The organism is Maricaulis sp., from assembly GCF_048268525.1.
Classification (GTDB): Bacteria; Pseudomonadota; Alphaproteobacteria; order Caulobacterales; family Maricaulaceae; genus Maricaulis.
Map to the genome: position 1 here is coordinate 14,182 of NZ_JBLWVH010000015.1, position 14,642 is coordinate 28,823.

The 14,642-nt window shown below is 63.2% G+C and carries 14 protein-coding genes; 11 read left to right on the forward strand and 3 right to left on the reverse strand.

Annotated features, from left to right (window positions below; all coding sequences use genetic code 11):
• Positions 1 to 139: 139 nt before the first annotated feature.
• Positions 140 to 1,612, reverse strand: a complete 1,473-nt coding sequence (locus ACN0X9_RS09160) for a peptidoglycan DD-metalloendopeptidase family protein (protein WP_417487305.1) — start codon at positions 1,610 to 1,612, stop codon at positions 140 to 142.
• Positions 1,613 to 1,874: 262 nt separating this feature from the next.
• On the opposite strand from ACN0X9_RS09160, the gene chpT reads away from it, so the two are divergent.
• The 8 genes from chpT (at position 1,875) to ACN0X9_RS09200 (ending at position 10,946) form a co-directional block, all read left to right on the forward strand.
• Positions 1,875 to 2,546, forward strand: coding sequence for a histidine phosphotransferase ChpT (chpT, locus tag ACN0X9_RS09165; RefSeq protein ID WP_417487306.1), 672 nt, complete (start codon positions 1,875 to 1,877; stop codon positions 2,544 to 2,546).
• Between the two features lie 172 nt (positions 2,547 to 2,718).
• Positions 2,719 to 5,505: a chemotaxis protein CheW gene (locus ACN0X9_RS09170; RefSeq protein ID WP_417487307.1), complete on the forward strand. Its 2,787-nt coding sequence runs from the start codon at positions 2,719 to 2,721 to the stop codon at positions 5,503 to 5,505.
• Positions 5,502 to 5,987: a chemotaxis protein CheW gene (locus ACN0X9_RS09175; protein ID WP_011642599.1), complete on the forward strand. Its 486-nt coding sequence runs from the start codon at positions 5,502 to 5,504 to the stop codon at positions 5,985 to 5,987. Before ACN0X9_RS09170 ends, ACN0X9_RS09175 begins: the two co-directional genes overlap by 4 nt.
• A gap of 14 nt (positions 5,988 to 6,001) precedes the next feature.
• The gene (locus tag ACN0X9_RS09180; protein ID WP_323762339.1) at positions 6,002 to 6,376 is read left to right on the forward strand and encodes a response regulator; all 375 of its coding nucleotides are present in this window, start codon (positions 6,002 to 6,004) and stop codon (positions 6,374 to 6,376) included.
• An 11-nt stretch (positions 6,377 to 6,387) separates the two neighbouring features.
• The gene (locus tag ACN0X9_RS09185) at positions 6,388 to 7,578 is read left to right on the forward strand and encodes a protein-glutamate methylesterase/protein-glutamine glutaminase (RefSeq protein ID WP_417487308.1); all 1,191 of its coding nucleotides are present in this window, start codon (positions 6,388 to 6,390) and stop codon (positions 7,576 to 7,578) included.
• Between the two features lie 2 nt (positions 7,579 to 7,580).
• Positions 7,581 to 8,417 (forward strand): CheR family methyltransferase, encoded by an 837-nt coding sequence (locus ACN0X9_RS09190; protein WP_417487309.1) that lies wholly within the window; start codon positions 7,581 to 7,583, stop codon positions 8,415 to 8,417.
• Positions 8,418 to 8,628: 211 nt separating this feature from the next.
• Positions 8,629 to 9,453: an alpha/beta fold hydrolase gene (locus ACN0X9_RS09195; protein ID WP_417487310.1), complete on the forward strand. Its 825-nt coding sequence runs from the start codon at positions 8,629 to 8,631 to the stop codon at positions 9,451 to 9,453.
• 257 nt (positions 9,454 to 9,710) lie between these two features.
• Positions 9,711 to 10,946, forward strand: coding sequence for a helix-turn-helix domain-containing protein (locus ACN0X9_RS09200; protein WP_417487311.1), 1,236 nt, complete (start codon positions 9,711 to 9,713; stop codon positions 10,944 to 10,946).
• A 47-nt stretch (positions 10,947 to 10,993) separates the two neighbouring features.
• Here the strand turns inward: ACN0X9_RS09200 and ACN0X9_RS09205 are convergent, their stop codons facing one another.
• Positions 10,994 to 11,521 (reverse strand): porin family protein, encoded by a 528-nt coding sequence (locus tag ACN0X9_RS09205; protein ID WP_417487312.1) that lies wholly within the window; start codon positions 11,519 to 11,521, stop codon positions 10,994 to 10,996.
• 331 nt (positions 11,522 to 11,852) lie between these two features.
• Here ACN0X9_RS09205 and ACN0X9_RS09210 point away from each other — a divergent pair, with 331 nt between their 5' ends.
• The 3 genes from ACN0X9_RS09210 (at position 11,853) to ACN0X9_RS09220 (ending at position 13,844) form a co-directional block, all read left to right on the forward strand.
• Positions 11,853 to 12,161 (forward strand): hypothetical protein, encoded by a 309-nt coding sequence (locus ACN0X9_RS09210; protein ID WP_417487313.1) that lies wholly within the window; start codon positions 11,853 to 11,855, stop codon positions 12,159 to 12,161.
• Positions 12,152 to 12,955 (forward strand): hypothetical protein, encoded by an 804-nt coding sequence (locus ACN0X9_RS09215; RefSeq protein ID WP_417487314.1) that lies wholly within the window; start codon positions 12,152 to 12,154, stop codon positions 12,953 to 12,955. Before ACN0X9_RS09210 ends, ACN0X9_RS09215 begins: the two co-directional genes overlap by 10 nt.
• Before the next feature lie 139 nt (positions 12,956 to 13,094).
• Positions 13,095 to 13,844, forward strand: coding sequence for a hypothetical protein (locus tag ACN0X9_RS09220; protein ID WP_417487315.1), 750 nt, complete (start codon positions 13,095 to 13,097; stop codon positions 13,842 to 13,844).
• Between the two features lie 96 nt (positions 13,845 to 13,940).
• Here the strand turns inward: ACN0X9_RS09220 and ctrA are convergent, their stop codons facing one another.
• On the reverse strand, positions 13,941 to 14,636 hold the full coding sequence (gene ctrA / locus ACN0X9_RS09225; RefSeq protein ID WP_291767960.1) for a response regulator transcription factor CtrA: 696 nt from the start codon (positions 14,634 to 14,636) through the stop codon (positions 13,941 to 13,943).
• Positions 14,637 to 14,642: the final 6 nt, after the last annotated feature.

Below are 14,642 nucleotides of genomic sequence, written 5' to 3' on the forward strand. Positions count from 1 at the left end.
CGCGTTTCGCATCAGCCAATCGCTAACAAGCCGGACGGCTTGGCAATAGCGAGATCAAACGCGTCGCAATCCCGCTTGGCGCCGATGACAGGCGGCGACCGGGACGCGGGTTCGGGTTTTGATTTGGCAGCCCCAGACCCTACTGCGCGCCATTCCCGGCATCGGCCACAACCGGCGTCTCGTTCTCTGCGGCCGGACGGGCGGCGTCGCGGATGGCGATGATGCGGTCGCGTTCGGCTTCGAACAGCGGGATCTCGTCTTCTGACAACTGGCGGCCCGTGGGCAGGTCCAGCGTCATCGGATTGCGCGCCGTACCATTGTGGTGGACTTCATAATGCAGGTGCGGGCCGGTTGAGCGGCCGGTGGTGCCGACATAGGCGATGACCTGCCCCTGGGTGACGCGGCTGCCGGCGCGGATCCCGCGGGCGAACCCGTTCAGGTGGGCATAGGCGGTCTGGTAGCCATTGGCGTGGCGGATGCGGACGTAATTGCCGAAACTGCCAAAGCGGTCAGCGCGTTCGACGATGCCATTGCCAGCCGCCATCACCGGCGTGCCGCGCGGCGCGGCGAAATCGGTACCGTTGTGGCGGCGTGTATAGCCGAGGATCGGATGGCGACGGGCTCTCGAGAAGGATGAGGAGAGACGGGCGCCATTGACCGGGGTCAGCATCAAAAGACGCTGGGCGCTGGCGCCTTCAGGGCTGTAATAGCCGACAATCCCGTCTTCGGTTTCGTAGCGGAAGAATTCCTTGGGATCACCGCGACCATCATACATGGCGTAGAGGATGTCGCCGGTGCGGGCGGTATTGCCTTCCTCGTCGACGAAACGCTCGAACAGGATGTCGAAATCATCGCCGGGCTGGATCGAGCGCTGGAAGTCGATGGCATAGGCGAGCACGCCGGCCAGTTCGACCACCACCCGGTCGGTGGCACCGGCGGCGAGGGCGTCGACATAGAGCGAGGCGGTGATCGAGCCCGAGGCGCGAACCATTTCACGGTCGAACTGGGCGATGGTCTCGCGGGCCCGGAAACTGTCATCAAACGTGCGGGCGACGGTGATCGACCGCTCGATATCGGGGCGGAAGGACAGGCCTTCAAAACGGGTCACAGCCGGGCTGCCATCTGCCGGGGTTTCGGTCTCGAGATAGAGATTGATGCGCTCGCCGGCTCGCAGATAGCGCAGGTCGAAAACGGTGCCCAGCGCCGCGATGGCGCGGGCGGCCTCGACGCGGTCGACACCGGCATCGTCGAGCAGGCCGGCCATGGTTCCGCCGCGCGGCACGGTGCGTTCGGCCTGGATGCGGGTCGGGCAGCTGGTGCATCGGGTGAAGGCTGCGTCATTGACGTGCAGCAGGGTAGCGGGATCCAGCGCGACCAGCGACGGCTCGGCCGCAGCTCCGTCCTGAAGCGGGACGTCGGCCTCGCTTGCCAGGGGCGCATCGGCTGAAGCGACCATGGCGAGGCTGACCGCCTCGCCGCTGGCGGCTTCGCTGCTCGGTTCGCCGGTCAGCATCAACGCGGCCAGCAGCCCGGCGGAAAGCGTCAGGCTGGCAAGGGCGACAAGGCCGCGTGTGCGACGGGTATCAGCACGGGTTACGTCAAATTCTGACACTGGCCCTAAACTCCGGTCTGCTCAAATCGACACATGTGTCCGCGCGGCACGCCTGGTCCGAACGCGAACCTGTGTCTGGTCCAACAAGCAAATTCCGCACCGGTCCCGAAATCCTTCGGGTGCGTCGCGGAACCTGTCCCCACAGCCCGGGAACGAATCATGTCTTGGACTGATCCGGTTGCCAAGACCTTTCCGTGGTGAGGATCGCAGTTCCGGTGCGAAAACCGGTCCCGGATCGAAAGAATCGTGTATGCAAAAAAGCATGCAAGATGATCTTCCCGCCGAACTCCCGGCCGACCAACTCGCCGCCCTGCTCTGTGCACGGCTCTGTCATGACCTTGTCAGCCCGGTTTCGGCGCTGGGCGCAGCGCTCAGCGTGTTCGATGATCCTGACAGCACCGACATGCATGATGATGCCATGGAGCTGGTGCGAGAGAGCTCCCGCCAGGCCCAGGCCAAGCTGGAATTCTGCCGGCTGGCCTTCGGGGCCGGCGGTTCGGCACCCGGGATCATGGACAGCCGCGAACTGCAACGTCTGACCGAGGCGATGTTCTCGTCGGTCAAGCCGGAGATTGTCTGGAAGGTCGAGTCGGCCGGACTGGAAAAGCAGGCGGCCCGCCTGCTGCTGAACATGTGCCTGCTGGGTGCCGCCGCGGCGCCGCGCGGCGGTACGGTCACCATCGAAGGTACCGAGACCGGTGGTGGTGCGCGCCTGCGTGTGATTTCGGAAGGCCCGCGCGCCCGCCTCGAGGCGGGCACGGCACGGGCGCTGGAAGCGCTGGCGCCGGAGAATGGTTATGATGGCCGTTCCATCCAGCCGTATTACACAGGCCTGATCGCGCGCAGCAATGGCGGGCGTGTCAGCGCGCAGGCGAATGAGAACCGCGTCGAATTCATCGCCCTGGTGAAAGGTCCGGAGGGCATGATCGGCTGATCGCGCCCAATCCGGACCGCCCGTTTCGCGCTGCCATTCTCACCGCGGCCGTCTCATCCTGCCAATCTCATATCGTATGAGCATTTTGGCAGGACTGACGCGTCGGGAGCCAAGAGTCCGTTAACCAAGCCCTGTCACGTTACGGTGAAATCAGAACCGTACGGGGCCTGCCATGGACGATCTTATCAGCGAATTCTTGATGGAAACGGCGGAAAGCCTCGACGTCATCGATTCCGAACTGGTACGCTTCGAGAACAACCCGGAAGACCGGGCGATCCTCGATAATATTTTTCGCCTTCTGCATACCATCAAGGGAACCTGCGGTTTCCTCGGTCTGCCCCGCCTGGAAGCGGTCGCCCACGCCGGCGAGACCCTGCTGGGCAAGTTCCGCGACGGTGAGCTGAGCGTGACACCGCCGATGGTGACCCTGGTTCTCCAGGCGATTGACCAGATCAAGGTGGTTCTGGATTCCCTTGAACAATCCGGTGTCGAGCCGGCCGGCGATGACGCCGAGCTGGTCGCCCGCCTGGAAGATGCCGCCATGGGCCGTCTGGCCGAGCAGGCAGACGAGGACGTCCCGCAGCAGCCCGAGAACTGGGACAATGATCTCGGCCGCGAGCTGCGCCCGGGCGAAGTGTCCCTGGCCGATCTGGAAGCGGCCTTCAATGGCGCTGAAGCGGAAACCGACACCGGTGCCGAGCCGGCTGTCGCCGAAGAAACATCAGCCCCGGTCGAGCATATCGGCGTGGGTGAATTCGATCCCGACCTCGGTCGCGAGTTGCGTCCGGGCGAAGTGTCAGCTGCCGAGCTTGAAGCCGCATTCGCCGAAGCTGAAGCTGATCCCGCTGTCGCGCCGCCGGCTGTTGCCGAGGTGATCACCAAGGACATGAGCCGCGAGGAAGCCCTGCAGACTGCGATGGCAGAACTCAAGGGTGCTGACGAACAGGTCATGGGCGAGGGCGGTGTGAAGGTCATGGCGACGGTCCGCGTCGGCGTCGACGTGCTTGAAGCCCTGATGACGACGGTGTCTGAACTCGTTCTGACCCGGAACCAGCTGATGCAGACCGTGCGCGGTCTGGAAGACGACGATCTCAAGGGCCCGCTGCAGCGTCTGTCTGCGGTGACCGGCGAGCTGCAGGACGGTGTCATGAAGACCCGCATGCAGCCGATCGGTGATGCCTGGCGCAAGCTGCCGCGGATCATCCGCGACGTCTCCACCGATCTGGGCAAGAAGATCGAACTGGTGATGGACGGCAATGAGACCGAGCTTGACCGCCAGGTTCTCGAGCTGATCAAGGATCCGCTTACCCACATGGTCCGCAACTCGGCGGATCACGGCCTGGAAATGCCGGCTGACCGCCTCAAGGCCGGCAAGTCGGAAAAGGGCACCATCAAGCTCTCCGCCTATCATGAAGGCGGCCACATCATCATCGCCATCTCTGACGATGGCATGGGCCTCAACACGGCGCGGATCGGCGAGAAGGCCCTGGAAAAGGGTCTGACCACGCATGAAGAACTGGAGCGGATGACGGATCAGCAGATCCACCGCTTCATCTTCGCGCCGGGCTTCTCCACCGCCGAGAAAGTCACCAACCTGTCCGGCCGCGGCGTCGGCATGGACGTGGTGCGCACCAATATCGAGCAGATCGGCGGCGTCATCGATGTGACGTCCACCGCCGGCAAGGGCTCGCATTTCTCGATCAAGATCCCGCTCACCCTGGCCATTGTGTCGGCGCTCATCGTCGGCTGCGACGAACAGCGCTTCGCCATTCCCCAGCTTGCCGTCCGCGAGCTGGTCCGGGTTGGTGCCGGGTCGGAGCACACAGTTGAAAACCTCAACGGCGCCCGCGTCATGCGTCTGCGCGACCGTCTGATGCCGCTGGTCGACCTGCACGATGTTCTCGGTGTCGGCGAAGCCTATAACGGCAACAAGGACGAGACCGGTTTCGTGGTTGTCCTCGATGCCGGTGGCCGCAATGTCGGCCTGGTCGTCGACAATGTCCTGGATACCGAGGAGATCGTCGTCAAGCCGCTGTCGGACTCGCTGCGCGGCGTCCATGCCTATTCCGGCGCCACCATCCTGGGCGATGGCTCTGTCATCATGATCCTCGATCCGAACGGGCTGGCTGGCGAAATTGTCACGGCGATGGAAGAAGATACCGCCGAGGGTGTCGGTTCCGCGAAAGCTGCTGAAATGGCCAATACCCAAAGACTGCTCCTGGTCCGCGCTGGCGGCACCGAGCCGAAAGCTGTCCCGCTGGCCCTGGTTACGCGTCTGGAAGAGTTCGATCCGGGTACCATCGAGAGCACCAATGGTCGCCTCGTGGTCCAGTATCGCGGTCGCCTGATGCCGATCGTGCCGATCGGGTCGGAAATCCGCACCGTCGAGGGCCAACGCCAGCCGGTTCTGGTGTTCGCAGAGAACCACACCTCGATCGGCCTGGCCGTTGACGAGATTGTCGATGTTGTCGAAGAGCGCGTTGACCTGCAGATGTCGTCCGACAAGCCGGGCGTCATCGGTTCGGCGATCATCAAGGGCAAGGCGACCGACGTGGTCGACATCGCCTGGTATCTCGACCAGTCGCGCGCCGGCAATATCCAGCGCCGGTCCAGCAATCGCCGCCGCCGCATCCTGCTGGTCGATGCCGACGCCTTCGCGCGCCGCATGATCGCCCCGCTGCTGGCCGCTGCCGGATATGACGTTACGCCGACGGGCGGCATGCACGAAGTGCACGCCATCGCCGAAGCCGGCGAGAAATTCGATGCCATGGTGGGTGACCCCAGTGCGCTGTCGCGCATCCGTCAGGAAGGCCTGTGGCCAGACCTGCCGACCCTGGCCGTCACTGACTGGCCTGAAGATACGCAGTCCGAGGGCCTGACGGCCGTGCTGCCGAGATCTGATCGTGGCGCCCTGATCGCCGCCCTCGACTCGGTGTCTCAAGAGGAGAAGGTGGCATGACCACGCATCACAGTGACAATTCCGAGCTCAGCGCCGAGTCGATGAACGAATATGTGTCGGTTCGTATCGGCGACCAGCTGTTCGGTGCGCCGGTCGACGCGATCCGTGAAGTGTTTGCCCCGCAATCGGTCACGTCCGTACCGCTCGCGCCTAGCGAAGTCGCCGGATTGTTGAACCTGCGCGGCCGTATCGTGACCGCGATCGACGCCCGTCGCCGCCTCGGATTGCCGCCCCGTGAAGCCGATGATGCCGGAATGGCACTTGGCGTCGAGCGTGGTAGCGAAATTTTTGGACTTATCGTGGACAGTGTCGGTGAAGTGCTTCGTCGACCGAGGGCGGAGCTGGAACCGGTGCCCGCCCATGTCGATCCGACCTGGCGTTCGATGGTCAAGGGTGTGCACCGCCTGGAAAAAGAATTGCTCGCAGTTCTGGATGTCTCGGCCGTAATCGGATCGGCCGGCGCCAGCAAAGAAGCTGCCTAGCGGAGGGTGTTGGGATGAAAACTTGTTTGGTCGTAGACGACTCCCGGGTGATCCGGAAAGTCGCCCGCAAAATTCTTGAAGAGCTCGAATTCGAGTGTGTGGAAGCCGGTGACGGCTCGGAAGCCCTGGAAGCCTGCCGCAAGCAGATGCCGGATGCCATCCTGCTGGACTGGAACATGCCGGTCATGAACGGTCTTGATTTCGTCAAGGCGCTGCGGCGTGAGGAAACCGGGGACCAGCCGGTCGTCGTGTTCTGCACCACCGAGAATGACATGGCGCACATCACCGAAGCCCTGCGTGCCGGTGCCGATGAGTATGTCATGAAGCCCTTTGATGGCGACATCATCGAGTCCAAATTCCAGCAGACGGGTTTGCTGCGCGCCTCTTGAGGGAGCTTCCCATGACGGAACTCGCCCCCACGGCGTCTCCCGCCCACTCTATCGCCCGCGTCCTCGTGATCGACGACTCGGCTGTCGCCCGCGGTCTCATGACACGCTGGGTGGAAGAGGATTCCGATCTCACCCTCATCGGCTCGGCCGTTGATGGCGAGCAGGGCCTGAGAAAGGCCGAAGAACTCAAGCCGGACTTGATCGTTCTCGACGTCGAGATGCCGAAAATGGACGGGCTGGCGGCTTTGCCGCTGCTGCTCAAGGCTGTCCCCGGTTGCAAGGTCGTGATGGCGTCTACGCTGACCCGCCGCGGCGGTGAGGTGACGATCCGCGCGCTGTCGATGGGCGCGGCCGACTATGCCTCCAAGCCGCAGGCCGGACGCCTGGCTGGCGCCGAGGAGTTCCGTCGCGACCTGCTGTCGAAGCTGAAGGCCCTGGCCCCGCGCCCGATTCCGCCGGTTCCGACACAGCGTGATATGTCCCCGCCGGCAGCGCCGACGGCTCCCGGCGCGCCGGTTGCCCGCGCGACCACGCCGCCACCCTCCGCGTCTGCGCCCGCGAAGAAAGCATTCGCGCCGGTGGCCCAGCCGCCGCAGGGACGGGGCACGCCGCGCAACACCGCACGCCCGGAAATCATCGCCATCGGCTCCTCGACCGGTGGACCCCAGGCCCTGCGCGATGTGATCGCGGCCATTCCTGCCGACGTCCGTTCGCCGATCGTGATCGCCCAGCACATGCCGGCGCTGTTCACCAAGATCCTCGCCGAACACCTGACCAAGGCTGGCAAGCTGGTCTGCAAGGAAGCGGAAGACAATGAACGGCTGAAGCCGGGCTGCGTCTATATCGCTCCGGGTGACTTCCACATGACCATCCGCAAGGACGCGGCCGGTTTCTATGCGGTGCTGGACCAGACGCCGCCGATCAATTTCTGCCGTCCGGCCGTTGACCCCCTGTTCCAGTCGGTGGCGGAAGTCACGCGTGGCGCAGCCCTGGGGATCGTGCTGACCGGCATGGGTCATGATGGCCGCGAAGGCGCGCGGATGTTGCGTAGCGTCGGCGGTACCATCCTTGCCCAGGACGAGGCGACCAGCGTTGTCTGGGGCATGCCGGGAGCCGTCGCAGAAGCGGGCCTGGCCGATGAAATACTGTCCCTCGCGGACATGGGGCCGGGCATTGTCCGGCGCGCGAAAGGTGGAAACTAATAATGATAAAACACGATGACATCCTTTTCGTTGCCGCTGAAGCGTTCAAGCGTTCCGGTCTCGTCCTGTCAGCCGACAAGGGCTATTTGCTGGAAAGCCGGCTGGCACCGCTGGCACGGGCCGAAGGCTATCCATCGATCGAAGCCCTGATCGCCGCCGCACGCCGCGACAATACGGGTCGACTCCTGTGGTCGATTACCGAAGCCCTCGCGACACACGAGACTTTTTTCTTCCGCGACAACACGCCGTTCGACCTGTTCAAGCAGGATGTGTTGCCGGTCCTTGCCCGTGCCCGCGGCAATAATGGATCGATCCGCATCTGGTGTGCCGCCTGTTCGTCGGGTCAGGAGCCATATTCGCTGGCCATGCTGCTCGAGGAAGAGCGCGCCCGGCTCGGCAATTTGCGCGTCGAGATCGTCGCCACCGACATGGCCCCGCGCGTGCTCGAGAAGGCCAAGGCCGGTGTCTACTCGCAGTTCGAGGTCCAGCGCGGCCTGGCCGTGCAGCGCCTTGTCCAGCATTTCGACCAACAGGGCGAGCAGTGGCGCATCAAGTCGAACATCCGCTCGATGGTGACCTTCCAGAAGCAGAACCTGCTGGAGAGTTTCGCCACGCTTGGCACGTTCGACCTGGTTCTGTGCCGCAATGTCCTGATCTATTTCGATCCGGATACCAAGAAAAAGGTCCTGGCGCGCATCGCCACGCAGACAGCCCAGGATGGCTATCTGATCATGGGCGCCGCCGAGACCGTGGTCGGACTGTCGGCTGACTTCTCGCCCGTCGAAGGACGACGCGGCCTCTATGGCCGCAAGGTCGTCGCCAAGTCGGCTGCCGCCTGACCCTTTCCGGTCCGGACGCGAATTGGAAAACCCCGCAGTGGTCACTGCGGGGTTTTCTTTTGCCTGGGCGGCAGTGGAGCGCCAACGGCCGGAGCTGGAGGACCGGCCCGCTCGGGCCGGTCGGCGGTGGCCGGTCCATGATTATTGTCGCGGCCTCTTGAGGAGCGTGCGGGCGATTGCCCGGCGTTCGAGCACTGTGACAGGACGTTCCATGATTGCCAGATTTTTCCTTGCGGTCCTGATGGTCGCGACCGTGCCGGGTTGCACCACCACATCTGCGACCTCGATCAATCTGCAAGGCGCTGATCTGCATTACTCGGTGCTGGGAAGCGGCGAACCGGTCGTGGTGTTCGAGGCCGGACTTGGTGACGGCCGCCATTCCTGGGAGGCCGTCGCCCGTCAGCTGTCTTCAGAGGCGACCGTCGTGATCTATGATCGGCCCGGCTATGGCGGCACACCATTCTCGGACCCGACATTCGACGGCGACCGAGATGGCCGGACCGGTGATGAAGTCGCGACCGCGTTGCGGGAAATGCTGGAGCGCGCAAACCTCGAAGGGCCCTACATCCTGGTCGGGCACTCCATTGGCGGTCTTTACGTGCAAAGCTTTGCCCGCCGTTATCCTGACCGTACGGCGGGTCTGGTTCTGGTAGACAGCAGGCCTCCGCTGTTCAGCCAGCGCTGCGCCGAGGTCGATGCCGGTCTGTGTGAATTGCCGCGGCTTGTCAGGATGCTGATGGATCCACATGTGCGGGCGGAACTGAACGGGGCCGAGGCGACCATGGCCGATCTGGCCGACCCGGCGCAGCTCGGTAACCTGCCGGTCACCGTGATCGTGTCGACCCGGCCATCTGTGGGCGCTTCGTCGCAATTCCAGCAATTATGGATGGACGAACAACAGCGTTTTGCGGCCGCTGTCGACAATGGGCGGTACGTGGAGGCGTCCAGGTCCCGGCACTACATACAGCGTGACCAGCCAGACCTCGTCATCGCGGAAATCCGGGCGATGATCGGACGCGTCAGGGCCTCACACTAGGCGCAGGTCGTCAAAGTCCATATCGCACCGATCGCGTACCGGCTGTCGCTTTCCCCCTTTTGCGGCTGGCCAGTGCGGCCCGCTGCCCTGCCAATCAGGGCCCCCCGCCTTCATGACCGGGGCAACGGGTGTGCGATGCCCCCTCCGTCCGCGCAGGCAGGCGCTGGCGGAGGGGGCGACAACCAGCATTGACCTTGTTGGTACCGAAACGGAAGGTGGAGATGATGGACTGGGCTTCAAACTTGTCGGATTACCCATTGGAACAGCTCAAATTGGCGCTTCTCACCGCCGGGTTTTCGCAATCGCTGCTGGTGGCCGTGATGCTGATTGCCTATGCACGCAGTAATGCGGAGCCACGCTTCTACCTGGGTGTCTTCGTCGGCCTCTACGGCTTGACTTTCCTGGCCGAAATCACCGCCGAGACCGGCATTCTGGCGGCGGCGCCGGGCATTACCGCGCCGCTCATCGCCGCGCCCATGTTTCTCGGGCCGCTGCTTTATCTCTACATCACCAAGGTCGTGAACCCCGATGGTCCGCTGACGGAACCGTCCAACTGGCGGCATTTCATCGCGCCATCGATCGGAGCTGTTTTTGCGACTGGATTGTGGCTGGTGCCCTCCGACGCGTTGGGCGCATTCATTACACAGGACGTGGAGCCCGCCACCCTGGTCGATCTGCTCATTGTGCTGATCCTGGTTGTCATCCTGTTGACCACCTTCATCATCACCTTGGTGTACATCATCAAGGGATATGGGCTTTTGAACGCAAACTCGGCCCGGATCCGTGACGAGTTTTCCAATCTGGACCGCAAACGGTTGAGATGGTTGCGCGTGTCTCTGGTCAACATCGCGCTGTTGTGGGTCGTGACGATGGCGGCGGACTGGACCGACATATCCGAGGCCCCGGCCGGCTTTGTCGCGCTGATCGTCTGGGAGTTGCTGAGCTTTTATGTGATGGCGATCCTCGGGCTGCGTCAGGGCGTCATTTTCGGACCACAACCCTCGCCGCCCGCGCCTGTCACGCCTGCACCGCCGGGCGGTGCTCCGGACGATCCCGATACCGGTCCGGTCCTGTCGGACGGGCAGCAAGAGGCGGAGCAGAAATATTCCAAGTCCGGTCTGACCCGGCGGGATATGGAGCGCATCGCCGCGAAGATCCGCCAGGCTGTCCACACCGACGGGATCTATCGCAACAGTGACCTGTCACTGACCCAGCTGTCGAAGTGCATCGGTGTCCAGGCGCCCTATGTGTCGCAGACACTGACCCAGGAGATAGGCAGTACGTTCTACGACTTTATCGCCCAGGCCCGTGTCCGGGCGGCGATGGAGATGCTGGCCGACCCCGACAGTTCGGAGTCCGTCCTGTCGATCGCCCTCGCGGTCGGATTTAACACCAAATCGACATTCAATTCCGCGTTCAAGCGCGTGAGTGGGACGACCCCAACCGAATGGCGGCGAAGCTGCGGTGGGCACCGCAACTCCGCCGCCGGCTGACGCCCTATCGCCACAAGGGGCAGGCGAGGGCGTACAGACTCTGTTTGCTAGAATCGGCGAACGTAGGAAATGCCCCAGCTCGACGCATCGCCCCTGTCGTCGAAATCTGTCCGTGAGTATTCCAGCCGGACGCCATGGGCATCGTTGAAGAAGAAGTCGGCGCCGGCGCCAAACGCCAGGCCGGAGTCGTCGCCGGACGGACCGGCGGTAGCCTTGAAATTGGCGATATCATACCCGACGCGGGCGAACATGGAGAGTTGTTCGGATACCGGATACTCGCCGGCGACCGACACGCCATATCCGTAGCGGAAACGGGCCCTTGGCTCTATCGACGAGCAATCTGTGCCAACCGGGCAATCAATTCCCGAGGAGCCGCTCAGACCCGACACCGCATTGGCCTCGACACGGATGAAGTCAGTGAGATTGTAGCCCAGCCGGCTGTTGAGGGAGTGGGCGTTGAACTCGTCGAATTGTTGGTAGGCGTAGCCCTCGGAGAGGGTGAAGCGCGAGTCTTGTGCATGGGCACTTGCTGAGAAAGCGGCGACCAGAGCCGTTGTCAGGATCAGATGTTTCATTGTTTTTCCCGAAACTGGATTTGAACACGGATTTGAATACGGCGGCCTCGGACTTGGCGCGGCTTGGCTTGAGCGCCTCATCGCCCGGGGAGGGCGGCCACCGTTTGGACTCCCAGCCGGATGTGAGTGGGCAGAACCCGTTGTTCAGACCCGGCTGATGCGTCTTGGTAGCGGCGCCGGCCTGTCATGACGTCCGAGCCATCCGGGCCGGTCCGTCAGAGTTGGGAGGGAGGGCCGTGCCGCTCGGCTCGGACGCGGCATTTCGTTCGGGGTGACAGGGTCCGGTCACGATCTAAACCGGAGCCCCTCCCCAATGCCCACACAGTTTCTGATGTCCACACAATCCAAAGCACTCATCCGCCCGACCAAGGCCTGGCTGGCCGTTCTCGCCATCGGACTCTTCGTGAGCGGCTGCACGACGTCCGAGCCGCTTACCTCCCCGAACGGTCTTCCGGGCTTCTCGGTCGATTGTTCGAGTGGCCGCTGGAGTGATTGTTATGATGAGGCGAGCCGACTGTGCCCGCAGGGCTATGTCGTGATCGATCGCATCGGCGACACGGACACGATGGTTTCGGAAATGGATGGCGATCTGAGCTTCCAGACCATGGTCAGCCGTGAGTTGATGATCGAATGCCGGTAGTCGCGAAGCCCGCCGACATCCGCCGTGCCAAGACGCGGCGGTGGTCGATCTCATGGACCGGCCTGGGCGCTATCGTCGCGCTGTGGTCCGCCATGCAGGGGGCGGCTGTGGCGGACCAGGACGCCTGGCCCGCACCGCTCGTGGCGGCCTTTGCGTCGGCTGTGGAGTCTGACTCCGACGGTCGCGAGAACTGGCGCTTCATGGCTGAAGCCGACACAATCGATGGGCCATTGTTCCTGCGTTTCAATGGCGGACAGCTGGACGTCCGGAATGGCTGGAGTCTCGAGACCCCGTCTGCGGACGAACTGACTTCTGCCCAGCGCTCTTCCTATACCGAGATTGTCTCACCAGACGAGGAAGAGGACGATCCCGGCGGCCTCTTCCTGGCTTCAGACGCCGTTGAGTTGATCGGCGGCGAAATCCGGTTGCTGTCGCAAACCGAGGCGGAGCTGACCTACACATTCTCGCCCTATCTCGGGACCGACGAAATGGACGCGGCCATCGCCCATCACCTGATCGGCGAAGTAACAGTCTGGCGCGACGGGTCCGGGCCGGCCCGTATCCGGCTTCACGCGCCGGAGCGTTTCCGACCACATCCCATCGTGCGGATCGATGTCTTCGATCTTGTCATGGAGTTCCAACACATCGAGGGCCTGACAGCGCCAGTCATGAGGCGTCTGTCGAGCCGGGTCGAGGGGAGCGCGGCGTTCCAGGACATCAGCGAAGTAACCGAGATGGCATTCACCGAGATCGAATATCTCGGCGCGATGGATCGCGAGCCGATCGTTGACTAGCCAATCTCCGTGGCCCCGCGCCAACAGACAGCCAGAAAGGTAGAACATGCCCCCAACTCGCCAATTCAAACTCGGAACCTGCGCAATGGCCCTTGGAGCATTGGCAATTGGCACCGTTGTGTCGGTCGGATCACAGATCTTGGTCGGATCGGCCCACGCGGCGCAGCCGGACGCGTTCGACATGTCGGACTTCGTCCGGATCGTTCCGACCGAGGCTCGTGAGCCGGCCGGCACGGTCTATATCCTGCCAGGTTCCTCCGGCTTCGACATCTTCGGAGATACCGGACACTATAACCGGGCGGCCCGGGAATGGGGGCGCCGTTGCTATGATGTCGTGATGGTGGACTATCGCGAGGCCTACAACGCCGCCGGTCGACCACGGGTCGGTGAGACCGGCCACAAGATCGCCTGGGCCGCAACCGAGGCGCGGTCCTATGTCGATGGCTTGGGGTTGTCGGAGGGGGGTGCCAACCTGTTGGCGGCCTGGTCCTTGGGGGGTGAGGGGGTGTGGGCCCTTGGTGCTGAAAACGAGCGCGCGGACGCGTGGGATGCCGCCATCCTCTACTACCCGTCCAATCAGGATGATCTGGTCATTGCACCCGGGTTTCCGTCGCTGGCGATGGTCGGCGCGCTTGACGATGTGACGCCGCCCCTTGAGGTCTCCACCGCTGCTGCCTCGAACGGGCTTCTTGACGTGATTGTCTTCGGTGACGCACGTCACGGGTTCGATATTGCAAGCCTCGAGGAAGCCCGAACCGTTCGCCTGTTCCCGATCTTCGGGCCCAGCGCAACATTTCAGTACAATGACCTCGCCGCCATGTCGGCCGTGGAAGAAATCGATCGCTTTCTCGAGCGCAATGATTTGCCGGTCTGCCTGGAGGGGCGGTGATCCGGGACCTCGCGGCCCGCGTCAGCCGGAGGCTGCGCAAAGAAAAAGACCCGGGCGGGCAGCCCGGGCCTTTTCAGATCACGCTTGAGACCGGGGTCAGGCTGACGCCTTCTCCTCGACCGGATCACGCAGCACATAGCCGCGGCCCCAGACCGTCTCGATATGGTGTTCGCCGGCAGTCGCGGCTGCCAGCTTCTTGCGAAGCTTGCAGATGAAGACGTCGATGATCTTCAGTTCCGGTTCGTCCATGCCGCCATAAAGGTGGTTCAGGAACATTTCCTTGGTGAGCGTCGTTCCCTTGCGCAGGGAGAGCAGCTCGAGCATCTGGTATTCCTTGCCCGTCAGGTGGACGCGCTGGCCTTCGACCTCAACCGTCTTGGCGTCGAGATTCACGCCGATCGAGCCGGTCTTGATGATCGACTGGGAATGGCCCTTCGAGCGACGCACGATGGCGTGGATGCGGGCGACCATCTCGTCCTTGTGGAAGGGCTTGGTCATGTAGTCGTCAGCGCCACAGCCCAGGCCGCGCACCTTGTTGTCGATGTCCGCATTGCCCGTAAGGATCAGGATGGGCGTGTCGACCTTCGCAACGCGGAGCGTCTTGAGGACATCAAAGCCCGGCATGTCCGGCAGGTTCAGGTCGAGCAGGATGATGTCGTAATCATACAGCTTGCCCAGATCCACGCCCTCTTCGCCGAGGTCGGTGGTGTAGATGTTGAAGCCCTCGGACTTCAGCATCAATTCGATGGACTGGGACGTCGCCCGATCGTCCTCAATAAGAAGAACCCGCATTTGGTT

Bases quoted from the DNA above. Each gene is read 5' to 3' on its own strand.
- ACN0X9_RS09190 (WP_417487309.1), top strand. From the start codon at position 7,581: ATGATAAAACACGATGACATCCTTTTCGTTGCCGCTGAAGCGTTCAAG.
- ACN0X9_RS09195 (WP_417487310.1), top strand. From the start codon at position 8,629: ATGATTGCCAGATTTTTCCTTGCGGTCCTGATGGTCGCGACCGTGCCG.
- ACN0X9_RS09205 (WP_417487312.1), bottom strand. From the start codon at position 11,521: ATGAAACATCTGATCCTGACAACGGCTCTGGTCGCCGCTTTCTCAGCA.
- chpT (WP_417487306.1), top strand. From the start codon at position 1,875: ATGCAAGATGATCTTCCCGCCGAACTCCCGGCCGACCAACTCGCCGCC.
- ACN0X9_RS09185 (WP_417487308.1), top strand. From the start codon at position 6,388: ATGACGGAACTCGCCCCCACGGCGTCTCCCGCCCACTCTATCGCCCGC.
- ACN0X9_RS09215 (WP_417487314.1), top strand. From the start codon at position 12,152: ATGCCGGTAGTCGCGAAGCCCGCCGACATCCGCCGTGCCAAGACGCGG.
- ACN0X9_RS09180 (WP_323762339.1), top strand. From the start codon at position 6,002: ATGAAAACTTGTTTGGTCGTAGACGACTCCCGGGTGATCCGGAAAGTC.
- ACN0X9_RS09175 (WP_011642599.1), top strand. From the start codon at position 5,502: ATGACCACGCATCACAGTGACAATTCCGAGCTCAGCGCCGAGTCGATG.
- ctrA (WP_291767960.1), bottom strand. From the start codon at position 14,636: ATGCGGGTTCTTCTTATTGAGGACGATCGGGCGACGTCCCAGTCCATC.
- ACN0X9_RS09210 (WP_417487313.1), top strand. From the start codon at position 11,853: ATGTCCACACAATCCAAAGCACTCATCCGCCCGACCAAGGCCTGGCTG.
- ACN0X9_RS09170 (WP_417487307.1), top strand. From the start codon at position 2,719: ATGGACGATCTTATCAGCGAATTCTTGATGGAAACGGCGGAAAGCCTC.